We start from the raw sequence: 14,156 nt of genomic DNA, 5'->3' as shown, positions 1-14,156 counted from the left end.
GCAGGCTACTCATCAGGGCAGGCTGACCGTCCCTTCCATCTGACGGTCGACGGCGAGACCGAACTCCCGCAGCCAGTCCGGACGTACGGCCGCCATGCCGAACCCCGACGGCGTCCGCAGCGGGCCGTGCGACAGATCCTCCTCGCGGTAGCGGCGGCAGTCGCGGTGCCAGGTGTAGATGCCCGCCATCCAGTTCTCGAGATCGCGCACATAGCCGTCGAGGATGTCCCGCGTCTCCTGCGGCAGGTCGAAGTCGTCGTACAGGACGGGCAGTTCGTGGGCCGCGACGTGCTGGAACTGGCTCAGCCGCGACCTCATCAGGTCGTCGATGATGCCGAGCGCCGCCGGATAGTCGCAGCCGAAGAAGTTCTGGACGACGAGGATGCCGTTGTGGACCTCGCCCTCGTACTCGATCTCCTTCTGGTACGAGAAGACGTCGTTCATCAGGGCCGAGTAGTCGCTCGCCGCGTTCTCCAGGGCCTGCATCGGGCCCGTGCGGTAGATCTCCTGGGGGACCTGCGGGCCGTTGCCGAGGCGGCACAGGCTCATCGTGAGCGGGGCGCCGAAGGTGAGGCGGCGCATTTCGATGTAGTCGACGGGGTCGGGGATACGGTTCTGCGCCTGGTTGTCCAGCTCCCAGAGCCAGCTGGCCGTCATGACCTCGATGGCGGTCCGCAGCGTGCGGCGCGCCTCCTCGTCCATCGGGGCCGCGGTGCGCACCCACAGGTCGGCAAGGCCCCGCTCCAGCGCGCTCGTCGGCGCCGGCATGCCGGTGAGGTCCAGCGGCATGAAGAGCGAGAGCCGGTCGTTGCAGAGCTTGGCTCCCGCGAGGTCGCGGGGCCTGCCGAAGACCACGGGGAAGTAGTCGTCCCCGTACGTTCCCCAGGTCAGCCAGTGCGCGCTCAGGTCGAGGGCGTCGAGTGTCGCGTCCGGGTCGAGGCCCGCCGAGCAGAGCGGGAAGTCGTAGCCCTCCAGCTTGCGTGCGTCCCAGATGTCCGAACTCGGCACCCCTGCCTGCGGTTCGAGCATGCCCATCCGCTCCGCCCACTGCACGGTGCGCGGACGCGAAGCCTCCAGGTGCGGCGAGAGCCGGGTCTCGAACGGCAGGTCGAAGTCGGGGAGCCGGGACGGCCCGACCCGCTGGAAGGGGACATGGGTGTAGCCGCGCAGCCGCTCCGCACCCGTGGTCGCGATGAGCGCCTTGATCCCGGCGGCTGACGTGCCGGGGCCCGTGGGCCCCGCGAGCGGCGAAGGTGCGGCGCCGCCCTTGTTCATGTAGCGGCTGGACACCATGTGCCACTCGTGCCCGCCGGACTGCCAGTCCTGAAGACCCTTGGTGTACGCGAGCACGTCCGCGCACTGCTTCGCGGGCAGCCCGGTCTGGGCGAAGAGCGGGGCGAGTTCGGTCAGCGCCGTGTGCTCGAACTGCTGCATCCGCGAGGTCAGGAGGTCGTTGACGGCCTCGGCCGCCTCCTGTGTGGTGCAGTCGAGGAACTTCTCAAGGACCAGGACGCCGTTGGAGAGTTCGCCCTCGTCCTCGATCTCCCGCTGGTACGAGAAGAGGTCGTTGCGCAGGTGCACGGCGTCGGAGAACGTCTCCTTGAGCACGCGCAGCGGCCTGGAACCGGCGACGGCCGGGGGGACCTCGGCGCCCGTCGCGTACTCGACGAGCCCCGCCGACCAGGGCGCGCCGCCCACCTTGCGGCGCATCTCGATGTACTCGACGGGGTTGGCGACCCGGCCCTCGTTGATGTTCGAGAGCTCCCACAGGGATTCGTTGAGCAGATTCTCCGTGCTCTCCGCGAACCGCGCCCGCCAGTCCTTGGACATGAACGGCACCGTGCGCGCCCACAGGTCCGCGAGACCCGCCTCCACGGGATTCGTAGGCTCCGGCACGGGCGCGGTCATGTCCATCGGCATGAAGGCGGGCAGCCGGTCGAGATAGGCCTTGCCGCCCTCGCGGTCCTGGGTCCGCTTGAACAGTTCGAGGAAGTGGTCGTCGAAGAAGAACACCCACACATACCAGTCGGTGATCAGGGACAGGGCGGGACTGCCGCAGTCGGGGTGGGTGTACGCGCACAGCAGCGCGTAGTCGTGGGCGTCCAGATCGCTCTGCTCCCAGACGCCCGACCCCTCCAGCATCCCCATGTCGCGCGCCCACTTCCTGGAGTGCTCCCTGGCCTCTTCCACATGGGGGTTGAGTCCGGCGGGATGCGCCATGTAGAAGCTGGGCAGTTCGAAGGGCTGCGACATTCGGCGTTCTCCTCGCGCGGTGGCTTACGGGCAGCGGAGCACTACCCGCGAGGGGGTGACCGATGCGGTGATCGCACGAGCGTCACACCAACGCGTGACGCACGGAGTTCAAACACATGGCCCGTGCGTGGAGTTCGGCCGGGCGCGAGGGTGAAGCAGAAACAAGGCCTCGTCAATACCCGTCACCTCATGGGAATGTGACGGCCCACGCCCCCTTGTACACGGCATCTTTCTCGATCTAGCCTGCTGGCGCTCAAGCGCTTCAGCTCAGCGGTCACCAGCAGTTCGACAACCCTCCTCGCCCGTGGACAACGTTGCCAACGGGACGTGCCCCACCGCACCCGCACCCCCATCCCGAAGCCCGGAGGTTCCATGACACGCCCCACCCGCGCGCTCAGACCGCGTACGGCGCTCCTCGCGCTGGCCGTCCTCGCCGTTCCGCTGGCGCCGGCGGCGTTCGCCGCACCCGCGTCGGCCCAAGGGGATACCGCGCAGGGGGAATCCGCGGCCCACCGGCTCCCCGTCGTCTCCCCGACCCCGCAGCACATGGCCCGCGCCGGCGACGACGTGCCGCTCGCGCGGCGCGCCGAACTCGTCGTCGGTGACGAAACGGACGAGGCGGCGCGGAGCCGCGTCACCCAGACGCTGCGTGCCCACGGGGTGCGCGACATCGACGTACGCGCGAAGGCGTCGGGCCGTGCCCCGCTGACCGTCCTGCTCGGCACGGCGGCCCGGCCCGACATCGCGAAGGCGCTCGGCGCGACGAAGGTGCCGGAACAGGCCGAGGGATACGCGCTGCGGGCGAAGCACCGCACCGTCGCACTCGGCGGCAAGGACGCGACGGGCCAGTTCTACGCGGCGCAGACCCTCGGCCAGCTGATCTCCAAGGGGCGGATAGCGGGGGCGGAGATCTCCGACTTCCCCGCCATGCCGCTGCGCGGCAGCATCGAGGGGTTCTACGGACCGCCCTGGACCGAGGCCGAACGCCTCGACCAGATGGACTTCCTGGGCGACACCAAGGCCAATACGTACGTCTACGCGCCCAAGGACGACCCCTACCACCGCGAGAAGTGGCGCGACCCCTACCCCGCGGACAAGCTCACCGAGCTGGGCAAGCTGATCGACCGCGCGACCGCCAACCACGTGCGCTTCACCTTCGCGGTCTCCCCGGGCGGCTCCATCTGCTACTCGGACCCGGCGGACGTCAAGGCGCTGACGGCGAAGCTCCAGGCGATGTACGACCTGGGGGTGCGGTCCTTCTCCGTTCCGCTGGACGACATCAGCTACACCAAGTGGAACTGCGACGCCGACAAGGCGAAGTTCGGCGAGCCCGGCCGTGGCCCCGCGGCCAAGGCGCAGGTGGGGCTCCTCAACACCATCCAGCGGGACTTCATCGCGCAGCACGAGGGGGCCAATCCGCTGCAGATGGTGCCCACGGAGTACGGCGACCTCACGGACACCGCGTACAAGCAGACGATGCGGGCCGAGCTCGACGGCGCCGTGGAGGTGATGTGGACCGGCACGGACGTGGTGCCGCCGGAGATCACCAACTCCCAGGCGGAGAAGGCCGCCGAGCTGTTCGGGCGGAAGGTGTTCGTCTGGGACAACTACCCGGTGAACGACTTCGCGCGCACGGCGGGGCGGCTGCTGCTCGCGCCCTACGACAAGCGTGAGCCCGGCCTGTCCGGTCACCTGAGCGGCATCGTGTCCAACCCGATGAACCAGGAAGGAGCCAGCAAGCTCGCCGTCTTCACCATGAACGACTTCTCGTGGAACGACCGCGGGTACGAGCGGGAGCGGTCGGGGCGGCAGGCCGCGCTGTATCTCGCCGGGGGCGACAAGCGGGTCGCCGACGCGGTGCGGACGTTCGTGGACCTCAACCACGCGGCGCCCACGTTCGGCGAGTCGAACTGGCAGCCGCAGTCGCCCGTGCTCGGGCCGAAGCTGGATGCCTTCTGGAAGCGGTACGAGAGTGATCCCGCCGGGGCCCTGCGGGCGTTGCGGCCCACCGCTCGGGAGATCGAGAAGGTCCCCGCGGTGCTGCGCTCCGGGGTGCCGGACGCGCAGTTCCTCCATGACGCGAAGCAGTGGCTGGACGCGACGGAGCTGTGGGGTGCCGCGCTGGGGCATGGGCTCGCGGCGCTGTCCGCTGCCGAGGAGGGGGACGGTGCGGAGGTCGCGCGGGAGCGTGCGGCGATGGAGTCCCTCGCGGGACAGGCGCGTGCGATATCCGTGGACCCGGCGGAGCATCACCAACTGGGCGCGGTGAAGATCGCTGACCCGTTCCTGGATCAGTTCGTCCAGGGGGTCCAGGACAGGACCTAGCCCCTGGGCTTCTTGGCGGATTTCTCTCCCACCCGCCCACCCGTTTACCCCGCAGTGCAGGGGGGAGCGGGTGGGTGGCGTCTATGGTCCCGTCGCCCTCGTTGTGCCCCCTGGGCAGAGGCACCCCGATTGCGATGACTGAGGCGTCAGTCAGCATCGCAATCTGCTGGTTCAGCTGCCAAAAGGAGCACCCTGCGGATTGCGATCAGCGCAACGTCCAGGTAGCGTGACCGCCCATGCAGCAAGACCCCGAGGTCGCGGACCGAGTCCGCAAGGTCATCGCCGACGCCGGCGCGACCCAGCGCGAATTCGCCCGCCGCATCGTGATGGACCCCTCCAAGCTCTCCCGCTCCCTCGGCGGCACCCGCCGCTTCACCGCGGCGGAGCTGGCCCGCATCGCGGACACCGGCGGCGTGGACGCGGGCTGGCTCCTGGGCACCCAGCACGTGGCACCCCCGGCCCGCCGGGAACGCACCGCCGCCGCCCCGGAAGGCGGCCGCCCCCTCCAGATCGTCCGCGAAACCGTGCGCCTCGTGGCCGAGCGCGGCTTCCACGCCGTACGCGTCGCGGACATCGCCGAAGCCTGCGCCACCAGCACCGCCGCCATCCATTACCACTTCCCGGGGCGCGACGACCTCCTGGAGGCCGCCGTCCGCTGGTGCATGGACGAGGACACCGCACGCCGCGCTGCCCGCATCGCCGACGCGGCCGACGCCGCCGACGAGCTGCGTCAGCTGATCGAGCTCCAGACGCCGCGCAGCCCGCAGCAGCGCTGGCAGTGGAGCGTCTGGCTCGACCTGTGGGCGGAGGCCGCCCGCTCCACCGCCGTCGGACGGCTGCACGCCGACTACTACCGCCAGTGGCGCGCGACCGTCGCCGACGTCATCCGGCGCGGTGTCGACCAGGGCGTGTTCCGCCTCGTCGATCCGCAGTCCGCCGCGCTCCGGCTCACCGCGCTGATCGACGGCCTCGCCACCCAGGTGCTCGCCTCCACGCCAGGCACCGACGGCACGACCCCCGACGACATGCACGAGGCGCTGCTCGTGTACGTGGACGCGACGCTCGCCGCGCCGCGCGGCGCGTAGCCGCCCCGCGACGCCTCTCACACCCCGGCACCCCAACACCCCACCTCTGAGGGAGAGTTCACCATGCCCGTGAATCAAGACGTCATCATCACCGCCGCCCTCACCGGCGCGGGCGACACCGTACGCAAGAGTCCCCACGTCCCGGTCACCCCCGAGCAGATAGCCACCTCCGCCGTGGAGGCCGCCGAGGCCGGCGCCGCCGTCGTGCACATCCACGTGCGCGACCCCGAGACCGGCGACCCCTCGCGCGACCCGCGCCTCTACCGCGAGGTCGTCGAGCGCATCAAGGAGACCGGCACCGACGTCGTCATCAATCTCACCGCGGGCATGGGCGGCGACCTCGTCATCGACCCCGTCCAGCCGCTGAAGGGCCTCGGTGAGCTGCCCGGCACCGACCTCGTGGGCGGCCTGGAGCGCCTCCCGCACGTCGAGGACCTGCTGCCCGACATCTGCACCCTGGACTGCGGCTCGCTCAACTTCGGCGACAACCTCTACATCTCCACCCCCGACATGCTCCGTCAGGGCGCCAAGCGCATCCAGGAGCTCGGCGTACGGCCCGAGTTGGAGATCTTCGACACCGGTCAGCTCTGGTTCGCCAAGCAGCTCCTCGCGGAAGGGCTGCTCGACAACCCCACCGTCTTCCAGCTCTGCATGGGCATCCCGTGGGGCGCCCCCGCCGACCCGGGTGTCCTCCAGGCCATGGTCAACATGCTCCCCGAAGGGGCCCAGTGGGCCAGCTTCGCGCTCGGCCGTATGCAGATGCCGTGGGTCGCCCAGTCCATCCTGCTCGGCGGCCAGGTCCGCGTCGGCCTTGAGGACAACCTCTACCTCGGCAAGGGCAACAAGGTCTCCAACGCCCAACTCGTCGAGCGTGCCGTGCAGATCACCGAGAACCTCGGCTCGCGCGTCGCGACGCCGGACGAGGCCCGCCAGAAGCTCGGCCTCAAGTCCCGCGCCTGACCTCCCCCACGACGAGTAGGACCCTCTCCATGAACGACATCACCACGCCTCCCGCCCCCTGCGCCCCCGAAGACGTACGCCGTATCGCCTGCGTAGGCGCCGGAGTGATCGGCGGCGGCTGGGTCGCCCACTACCTCGCCCGTGGCTACGACGTCACCGCCTGGGACCCGGCCCCCGACGCCGAGCACAAGCTCCGCCGCCTGGTCGACGCCGCCTGGCCCGCGCTGACGCAGCTCGGCCTCGCCGAAGGGGCCTCCCCGGACCGGCTCACCGTCACCGCCACCCTCCAAGAGGCCGTCGCCGACGCCCAGTTCGTGCAGGAGAGCGCCCCCGAGAAGCTGGAGCTCAAGCGGGATCTGCTGGCACAGCTCGACGCCGCCGCGCCCGCCGGAGTCGTCATCGCCTCCTCCACCTCCGGCTACCCGATGACCGACATGCAGACCGAGGCCACCGACCCCGGCCGCCTCGTCGTCGGACACCCCTTCAACCCGCCCTACCTGATCCCGCTCGTCGAGGTGGTGGGCGGCGACAGGACGGCACCGCACGCGGTCACTTGGACCTCCCGCTTCTACGAGGTCGCGGGCAAGTCCGTGATCACCATGGCGAGCGAGGTGCCCGGCTTCATAGCCAACCGCCTCCAGGAGGCGCTCTGGCGCGAGGCGCTGCACATGGTCGCCAACGGCGAGGCCACGGTGAAGGAGATCGACGACTCCATCACCGAGGGCCCCGGTCTGCGCTGGGCGTTCATGGGCCCCATGCTCACCTTCGCGCTCGCGGGCGGCGAGGGCGGCATGGCCCACATGCTCGACCACTTCGGCCCGTCCCTGAAGTCGCCGTGGACGCGCCTCGAAGCACCCGAGCTGGACAAGGAGTTGTACGACGCCGTGGTCGCCGGATGTGACGACGCGGCGGACGGCAGGACCATCGCCGACCTGGTCGCCGAGCGTGACCAGGGAGTCATCGACGTACTGCGGGCGACGGGACGCCTGCCCCAGCAGCGCACGGCACAGGAGGACACCAAGTGAGCGAGTCCACGCCCCACGAGCCGCTGCCCCTCCTCCACCGGACCGTACGGCCCGAGTGGATCGACTACAACGGCCACATGAGCGAGGCGTTCTACGTCCTCGTCTTCGGCTACGCCACCGACGCCATGATGATCGAGACCGGCCTGCACGCGGGATATCGCGAGTCCACCGGCTGTTCCCTCTACACGGTCGAGGCGCACATCCGCTACCTCGACGACGTCGCGGAGGGCGCCCACCTCGCGGTCCGCACCCGCATCCTGGGCGCGGACGCCAAGAAGGCACGCTTCACCCACGAGCTGTACGTCGTGGAGGAAGCCGACGCGGAGATACCCCCGGACGCGGCTCCGGCGGCGACCACCGAAATCCTGGCCCTCCACGTCGACCAGAACGCGGGCCGGACGACCCCGTTCCCGGACACGATCCGCGACCACCTGACGACCCTCGCGGAACCGGCCCCGGAGTGGGCGGGCCGCTCCATCGGGGCAGTTCCCAAGGCCCCGTAAGGGGCGCGGGGAACTGCGCGACCGGCCACATCCGGGCCGCAGTTCAAAAGAATCCTCACCGTTCGAGCTCTTTGTGCGCCGTTTCCGGCAGGCGCACGTAAACGGCCGACGACGCCAGGCACAGCACGGCCACGTACCAGGGGAAGAGCCCGGGAGAGCCGATCTCCTTGAACAGGGTTCCCATGTACGGGGCCGTGCCGCCGAACAGTGCCACGGTGAGTGAGTACGGAAACCCGATCCCGGCCGCCCGAACCCTCGCGGGGAAGATCTCCGCGTTCACGGCGGCCGAGATCGACGTGAATCCGGTGAGCAGCACCATGCCCGCGCACTGCACCATGAGCAGCGAACCGAACGAGCCGTTCAGGGACCGGAGCAGCGGCACGCTCAGGACGGCGAAGCCGAGCCCGAAGAAGAGCAGGAGCGGCCTGCGGCCGACGCGGTCGGAGAGCAGTCCGCCGACCGGCTGGAGCAGCGCGAAGAACGCGAGCGAGAGCGTGCCGGACAGGAGTGCCTGGCTCTTGCTGATGCCGGTGTTGAGCTCGGCGTACGTCGGCAGGTACGACGTCCAGGTGTAGTACGCGATCGTGCCACCGGCGGTGATGCCGCAGATGAGCAGGGACTGGCGTGGGTGCTTGCGCAACGCGTCGAACAGGCCGGGGCGTTCCGAAGCGTCCTGGGGTGCCTGGTGGGTCTCGTACGCGCCCTGCCTGATCCAGAAGCCGACCAGACTGAGCACGGCCCCGATCACGAACGGCAGCCGCCAGCCCCAGCCGTCCATCTGCCCGTCGGAGAGCGTGCTGACGAGCAGGGCCGCGACGCCGGACGCGGCGAGCTGACCCGCGCTCGTCGACACGTACTGGAAGCTGGAGAAGAGCCCGCGCCGTCCGGGCCCCGCGGACTCGACGAGGAAGGTCGTCGACGCCGCGAACTCACCGCCCACGGACAGGCCTTGGAGCAGTCGCGCCAGGACGAGGACCACCGGCGCGAGCACCCCCACGGACGCGTACGTCGGCGTCAGGCCGACCAGCAGGCTGCTGCCGCCCATCAGCAGGATCGTGACGGTCAGCGCGGCGCGCCTGCCGCGCCGGTCGGCGACCGCGCCCATGAGCAGGCCGCCGACCGGCCGCATGAAGAAGCCGACCGCGAAGACGGCGAACGTGGAGAGCAGCGGTACGAGGGAGTTCCCCGAGCTCTTGGGGAAGACCTGGTCCGCGATGTACGTCGCGAGGAACGTGTACGCGTACCAGTCGTACCACTCGACGGCGTTGCCCACCGACGCGGCGAGCAGCTGCCGTATCGGGCGGCGGGGCGTGGCGGGGAGTGTGTCGGTCACGGGTTCGTGCCGGTGTTGCTGTGTCATGATCGCGACCATCCCCCGCCGGTCCCGTCGGCACACGTCAGGTGTGTTCAGAGTGTGTGCGGGTCAGCTCGTGCGGGTGGTCGGCGGTCAGCCCGTGGTCGGCTTGTACGAGTAGACCGACGTCGTCACCAGGCACGGCGCGGGCGGCACGACCTCGGCGCGCAGAGTGCGCCGTTCGGAGTCGTAGTCGACGCCCTCCGTCTCGAACGTGCCGCTGCAGAGGCTCCGTTGCGGGGCGGCGAACAGGCTGGAGACCTTCCCCGTGACGGGCTTCCCGTCGAGTGCGTGCTCCAGGTCCACCTGGAGGACGGGACGGTCCTCGGGCCACAGCTCCTTCGACGCGTCGTTGGACGCGCAGACGAGGCGGGTGGCGGAGACGAAGTCGCAGCCCTGGATGTCGCGCACCGGCTTGTCGAGCGTGATCTGCCCGGCCTGCGGGAGCGCGCCGCCGGTGGGCGGGGTCGAGGAGTTGAGGAGCGGGGCGGGGAAGACCTGGAGGCGGTTCTGGTCGCCCCATTCGCCCGACACCAGCCACTGGTTGCCGGGCGAGAGTGCCGCGAAGGAGTTGTTGAGTTTCTCTCCGGCGTCGAGCTGGTGCTCGTAGAGGTAGCGCTTCCCGCCGGGTGTCGTGACGGCGAACATCTTCGACTTCGCGTCGTCGCCGCCCTGGTAGGCGTCGACGGTGTGGCCGGCGGCTATGTCCGGGTCGCCGACATGGCTCCAGCCCTTGATCCGCAGGTCGAGCGGGATCGAGGCGAGGCCACGGTAGAGGAGGCTGCCGTCTGCGCGGCTCGCGAGACCTTGGCTGCCGGTGAGGGAGTTGACGGACGAGACGCCGGACTCCTGCCAGCCGCCGGGGGATCTCGGGGCGGTGTCGGCGGAAGCGGAAGCGGAGGCGCTGGTGCCGGTTGCCAGGGCCAGGGTGAGGGCGCCCAGTAGTGCGGCGGATGCCTTCGCGGACGTCTTGAGGGGTGTCATCGGTGCGCTACCTCCGTGGGGGGTCGATCGCTGCCGGGCAATCGTACGTAACGTGACCTCTGTCGACGGTTGGGTTCTGACAGGTCGACAGATCGACAGATGTGCGTGAGCTGTACCGACAGAAGGTGGTCGAGACGTGAAGCTGGTCATTCTCGGTGGCGGCGGATTCCGCGTTCCGCTCGTGTACGGCGCGCTGCTCGGTGACCATGCCGAAGGCCGGGTCACGGAGGTCGTGCTGCACGACCTGGACGCGGGCCGGCTCGGCGCGGTCGCCCGGGTCCTCGCCGAACAGGCGGCCGGGGTGCCGGACGCGCCCGCCGTCACGGCCACCACCGACCTCGACGCGGCCTTGCGCGGGGCGGACTTCGTCTTCTCCGCGATCCGGGTGGGGGGTCTTGAGGGGCGTGCGGCCGACGAGCGGGTCGCTCTCGCGGAGGGGGTCCTCGGCCAGGAGACCGTGGGGGCGGGCGGTATCGCGTACGGCCTGCGGACCGTGCCCGTGGCCGTCGACATCGCGCGCCGCGTGCGGCGGCTCGCCCCGGACGCGTGGGTCATCAACTTCACCAACCCCGCGGGCCTGGTCACCGAAGCGATGTCCCGGCACATCGGCGACCGCGTCATCGGCATCTGCGACTCGCCGGTGGGCCTGGGGCGCCGCGTGGCACGCATGCTGGGCGGCAACCCCGACGAGGCGTTCATCGACTACGTCGGACTCAACCACCTCGGCTGGCTGCGGGGCCTGCGGATCGCGGGACGCGACGAGCTGCCGCGGTTGTTGGGTGACGCGGAGATGCTGGGCTCGTTCGAGGAGGGGCGGCTCTTCGGCGCGGAGTGGCTCCAGTCCCTGGGGGCCATCCCCAACGAGTACTTGCACTACTACTACTTCAACCGCGAGGCGGTCCGCGCCTATCAGGAGGCCGAGCAGACGCGGGGGGCGTTCCTGCGGGATCAACAGGCGCGGTTCTACGAGACGTTGGGGCGGGCTGAGTCCTCCACCTCGGCACTCAAGGCCTGGGACACGACGCGTGCGGAGCGTGAGGCCACGTACATGGCCGAGAACCGGGAGGCCGCGGGGGTGGGGGAGCGTGCGGCGGAGGATCTTGAATCCGGGGGGTACGAGAAGGTCGCCCTCGCCCTGATGCGGGCGATCGCGCGGGACGAGCGGACGACGCTGATCCTCAACGTCCGCAACCGCACGACGCTTTCGGCGCTGGACGCCGACGCGGTGATCGAGGTGCCGTGCTCCGTCGACGCCAACGGCGCGCATCCCATGGCGGTCGATCCGCTGCCGGGGCATGCGACGGGGCTCGTGTGCGCGGTGAAGGCGGTGGAGCGGGAGGTGCTCTCCGCTGCGGAGAGCGGCTCTCGCGCCACGGCCGTGAAGGCGTTCGCGCTGCATCCGCTGGTGGATTCCGTGGCGGTGGCGCGGCGGTTGGTGGAGGGGTATCGGGCGGTACATCCGGGGTTGGGGTACTTGGGGTGATCCTGGCTCGGGGGCGGGCTCGGGCTCGGGCTCGGGCGCCTTGGGCGGGGCGGTGCGGGTGCGTTTTGGGGGCGGGGCCGCGCCGGTATGTCCGTCCTCGCTATCGTCCGGTGGCCGCGGGGCTACTTCGGCGGGGGAGTCCTGCGAACCGTGCTCCGGGCGGACATACCGGCACGTCCCCTCGCGTGCGTCGCCGACCGCGCGTGCTTGTGGGCTGGTCTCCGCCCAGGTGCCTCCCCCGGCGGAAAAGGGGAGGACGGCTCGGCGGTTGCGTTGATAAATTCCGGATCATGGAACCTATCGGCGAGAAAGAGATTCGCGCGGCCTTCGTCAACTGCTCCAAGGGCGAAGCCCGCAGACTCACTCTCCCTGCGGGCTTCCCGGAGACTCCCTGGTCCGACCTGGATTTCCTCGGGTGGCGTGACCCCAAGGCCCCGGACCGCGGATACATCGTGACGGAGCGGGACGGCGAGTACGTGGGCATCGCGCTGCGCGCCTCGACCGGCGCACGCAGGAGCCTGCTCAAGTCCAGCATCTGCTCGGTCTGCGTGACCCCGCAGTCCGGCTCGGGCATCACCCTGCTCGTGGCGCCCCTGTCCGGCCCCGCGGGCCGGCAGGGCAACTCGGTCGGCATCTACATCTGCGCGGACCTGGCCTGCTCCCTCTACGTACGAGGCAAGAAGACGACGGCTCTGGCCCGCCGCTTCGAGGAGAGCCTCACGCTGGAGGAGCAGAACGCGCGCACCGTGGCGAACCTGCACGGCTTCGTCGACAAGGTTCTGGAAGGCTCGAAAACGGCGACGGCCTGAACCTCAGGCCTTCCGGGGATCGACCACCTGCAGCGTGAGCGCTGCCGACGGTGCCGCGATCCCCGGGCCGCCGGCCTCGGCCCACGCGACTATCTCGTCGATCGACTCGTCGTCCATGGCGAAGCCGATCCAGACGGCTCGGCCGCCTCTGCGACGCCCTTCTCGTGAGGGCTGTACGACGATGATGTTCGCCTGCCCGCAGGGCCCGAGGCACTCACTCGTACGCACCGCGAACCGCCCCGCCGACTCCGCGGCGGCGGCCCGCATCCGCGCCAGATGCCAGTCGTGGTCCGTGCCGGGGTGCTTGCGTGCGTCGCCGCAGCAGCAGCCCCGGCACACGACGAGTGTGCAGGGGCGGGCGGCGGCGGATCCGATGGAGATGACGGGGCTCATCCGGTGATCATCTCAGCCCTGTTGTCCGTACCTCCCGGCACGCCCGGTCCGAACCATGAGAGACCAGCCCCGCACGCACTCGCAGGCGGCGACGCTCGCGAGGGGACGTGCCGGTATGTCCGCCCGGAGCACGGTTCGCGGCACTCCGGTGCCGAAGTACCAGGCGGCCACCGGACGATAGCGAGGACGGACATACCGGTGCGGCCCCGCACCCACAGACGGACAAGCACCGTCCCTCAGCCCCCACCCCCCACCGGCACCCGAGCCGTAAGAAACCGCGTCCTGCGCCGCAGCCGGAAGCCCAGTGACTCGTACAGGCGGATGGCCTCGGTGTTCCGAGCCGACGTATGCAGGAACGGCGTCTCCCCGCGTGAGCGGATGCCATCGGCCACCGCCAGGACCAGCCGCGACGCGAGCCCCTCTCCCCGGTGGCCCGGATCCGTGCAGACCGCGCTGATCTCCGTCCACCCCGGCGGCCGCAACCGCTCCCCGGCCATCGCGACGAGCGCACCCCCGCGGCGAATGCCCAGATACGTGCCGAGCTCGACCGTGCGCGGCAGGAAGGGGCCGGGCTGCGTGCGCTGGACCAGGTCAAGCATCTCCGGCACGTCGTCCGCCCCGAGCCGCACAGCCTCCGGATCGGGCGCGGCAGCCACGCCGTCGTCCACCAACTGCACGCCCTCCATGTCGAACGTCACCTCCCACCCCTCCGGCAGCGCCACCCGCACCCCCGGCAGCGGCACTTCCGCGCCGGGTCCCGCGAGCGCGGCGAGATCCGCCCAGTCGGCCGCCTCCGGAGCATCGGGCAGACCGAGCCACGGCGACACGTCCAGCTGATACCGCACCACGCGCCCCCGCCGCTCGGCGAACCGTGCGTGGGGCCCGTTCAAGGCGGCGTAGGCGGGGTTGTCCAAGGGGTGCGACCCCTGCTGAAGGGGAACCGCACGGCTCGGGGCATCGAGGCCCGTCCCGCTCACCGCAC

General features: G+C 70.5%; 12 protein-coding genes. 7 read left to right on the top strand and 5 right to left on the bottom strand.

The window, feature by feature from the left end; translation table 11 throughout:
- Nucleotides 1–12: 12 nt before the first annotated feature.
- Nucleotides 13–2,253 carry a terpene synthase family protein gene (locus M4V62_RS08365; protein ID WP_249586598.1) on the bottom strand — a complete coding sequence of 747 codons (2,241 nt, stop codon included), beginning with the start codon at nucleotides 2,251–2,253 and terminating at the stop codon, nucleotides 13–15.
- Between the two features lie 372 nt (nucleotides 2,254–2,625).
- On the opposite strand from M4V62_RS08365, the gene M4V62_RS08360 reads away from it, so the two are divergent.
- The 5 genes from M4V62_RS08360 to M4V62_RS08340 all read left to right on the top strand — a co-directional run bounded on the left by M4V62_RS08360 (nucleotide 2,626) and on the right by M4V62_RS08340 (nucleotide 8,151).
- Nucleotides 2,626–4,578, top strand: coding sequence for a glycoside hydrolase family 84 protein (locus tag M4V62_RS08360; RefSeq protein WP_249586597.1), 1,953 nt, complete (start codon nucleotides 2,626–2,628; stop codon nucleotides 4,576–4,578).
- A 236-nt stretch (nucleotides 4,579–4,814) separates the two neighbouring features.
- A complete protein-coding gene (locus tag M4V62_RS08355) occupies nucleotides 4,815–5,663 on the top strand; it encodes a TetR/AcrR family transcriptional regulator (RefSeq protein WP_249586596.1) in 849 nt (282 codons plus the stop codon).
- 63 nt (nucleotides 5,664–5,726) lie between these two features.
- Nucleotides 5,727–6,623 carry a beta-keto acid cleavage family enzyme gene (locus M4V62_RS08350; protein ID WP_249586595.1) on the top strand — a complete coding sequence of 299 codons (897 nt, stop codon included), beginning with the start codon at nucleotides 5,727–5,729 and terminating at the stop codon, nucleotides 6,621–6,623.
- 29 nt (nucleotides 6,624–6,652) lie between these two features.
- Nucleotides 6,653–7,648, top strand: a complete 996-nt coding sequence (locus M4V62_RS08345) for a 3-hydroxyacyl-CoA dehydrogenase NAD-binding domain-containing protein (RefSeq protein WP_249586594.1) — start codon at nucleotides 6,653–6,655, stop codon at nucleotides 7,646–7,648.
- Entirely contained in the window at nucleotides 7,645–8,151 is a 507-nt protein-coding gene (locus tag M4V62_RS08340; protein ID WP_249586593.1) for a thioesterase family protein, read from the top strand. Before M4V62_RS08345 ends, M4V62_RS08340 begins: the two co-directional genes overlap by 4 nt.
- A gap of 55 nt (nucleotides 8,152–8,206) precedes the next feature.
- Here the strand turns inward: M4V62_RS08340 and M4V62_RS08335 are convergent, their stop codons facing one another.
- Together M4V62_RS08335 and M4V62_RS08330 are read right to left on the bottom strand one after the other, a co-directional pair.
- Nucleotides 8,207–9,511, bottom strand: a complete 1,305-nt coding sequence (locus tag M4V62_RS08335) for an MFS transporter (protein ID WP_249586592.1) — start codon at nucleotides 9,509–9,511, stop codon at nucleotides 8,207–8,209.
- A gap of 87 nt (nucleotides 9,512–9,598) precedes the next feature.
- The gene (locus M4V62_RS08330; protein ID WP_249586591.1) at nucleotides 9,599–10,489 is read right to left on the bottom strand and encodes a hypothetical protein; all 891 of its coding nucleotides are present in this window, start codon (nucleotides 10,487–10,489) and stop codon (nucleotides 9,599–9,601) included.
- 136 nt (nucleotides 10,490–10,625) lie between these two features.
- Here M4V62_RS08330 and M4V62_RS08325 point away from each other — a divergent pair, with 136 nt between their 5' ends.
- Both M4V62_RS08325 and M4V62_RS08320 read left to right on the top strand, forming a co-directional pair.
- Nucleotides 10,626–11,972 (top strand): 6-phospho-beta-glucosidase, encoded by a 1,347-nt coding sequence (locus M4V62_RS08325; RefSeq protein WP_249586590.1) that lies wholly within the window; start codon nucleotides 10,626–10,628, stop codon nucleotides 11,970–11,972.
- Between the two features lie 290 nt (nucleotides 11,973–12,262).
- Nucleotides 12,263–12,781 carry an FBP domain-containing protein gene (locus M4V62_RS08320; RefSeq protein ID WP_249586589.1) on the top strand — a complete coding sequence of 173 codons (519 nt, stop codon included), beginning with the start codon at nucleotides 12,263–12,265 and terminating at the stop codon, nucleotides 12,779–12,781.
- Nucleotides 12,782–12,784: 3 nt separating this feature from the next.
- Here the strand turns inward: M4V62_RS08320 and M4V62_RS08315 are convergent, their stop codons facing one another.
- Together M4V62_RS08315 and M4V62_RS08310 are read right to left on the bottom strand one after the other, a co-directional pair.
- The gene (locus tag M4V62_RS08315) at nucleotides 12,785–13,174 is read right to left on the bottom strand and encodes a (2Fe-2S) ferredoxin domain-containing protein (protein WP_249586588.1); all 390 of its coding nucleotides are present in this window, start codon (nucleotides 13,172–13,174) and stop codon (nucleotides 12,785–12,787) included.
- A gap of 236 nt (nucleotides 13,175–13,410) precedes the next feature.
- A complete protein-coding gene (locus M4V62_RS08310; RefSeq protein ID WP_249592741.1) occupies nucleotides 13,411–14,151 on the bottom strand; it encodes a GNAT family N-acetyltransferase in 741 nt (246 codons plus the stop codon).
- Nucleotides 14,152–14,156: the final 5 nt, after the last annotated feature.

It is taken from the genome of Streptomyces durmitorensis (genome assembly GCF_023498005.1).
In the GTDB taxonomy this organism is placed as follows: Bacteria; Actinomycetota; Actinomycetes; order Streptomycetales; family Streptomycetaceae; genus Streptomyces; species Streptomyces durmitorensis.
The sequence above is the reverse complement of the archived record's forward strand: the minus strand, read 5'-3'. Positions and strand labels throughout refer to the sequence as shown.

Bases quoted from the DNA above. Each gene is read 5' to 3' on its own strand.
- M4V62_RS08365 (WP_249586598.1), bottom strand. From the start codon at position 2,253: ATGTCGCAGCCCTTCGAACTGCCCAGCTTCTACATGGCGCATCCCGCC.
- M4V62_RS08360 (WP_249586597.1), top strand. From the start codon at position 2,626: ATGACACGCCCCACCCGCGCGCTCAGACCGCGTACGGCGCTCCTCGCG.
- M4V62_RS08355 (WP_249586596.1), top strand. From the start codon at position 4,815: ATGCAGCAAGACCCCGAGGTCGCGGACCGAGTCCGCAAGGTCATCGCC.
- M4V62_RS08350 (WP_249586595.1), top strand. From the start codon at position 5,727: ATGCCCGTGAATCAAGACGTCATCATCACCGCCGCCCTCACCGGCGCG.
- M4V62_RS08345 (WP_249586594.1), top strand. From the start codon at position 6,653: ATGAACGACATCACCACGCCTCCCGCCCCCTGCGCCCCCGAAGACGTA.
- M4V62_RS08335 (WP_249586592.1), bottom strand. From the start codon at position 9,511: ATGACACAGCAACACCGGCACGAACCCGTGACCGACACACTCCCCGCC.
- M4V62_RS08330 (WP_249586591.1), bottom strand. From the start codon at position 10,489: ATGACACCCCTCAAGACGTCCGCGAAGGCATCCGCCGCACTACTGGGC.
- M4V62_RS08320 (WP_249586589.1), top strand. From the start codon at position 12,263: ATGGAACCTATCGGCGAGAAAGAGATTCGCGCGGCCTTCGTCAACTGC.
- M4V62_RS08315 (WP_249586588.1), bottom strand. From the start codon at position 13,174: ATGAGCCCCGTCATCTCCATCGGATCCGCCGCCGCCCGCCCCTGCACA.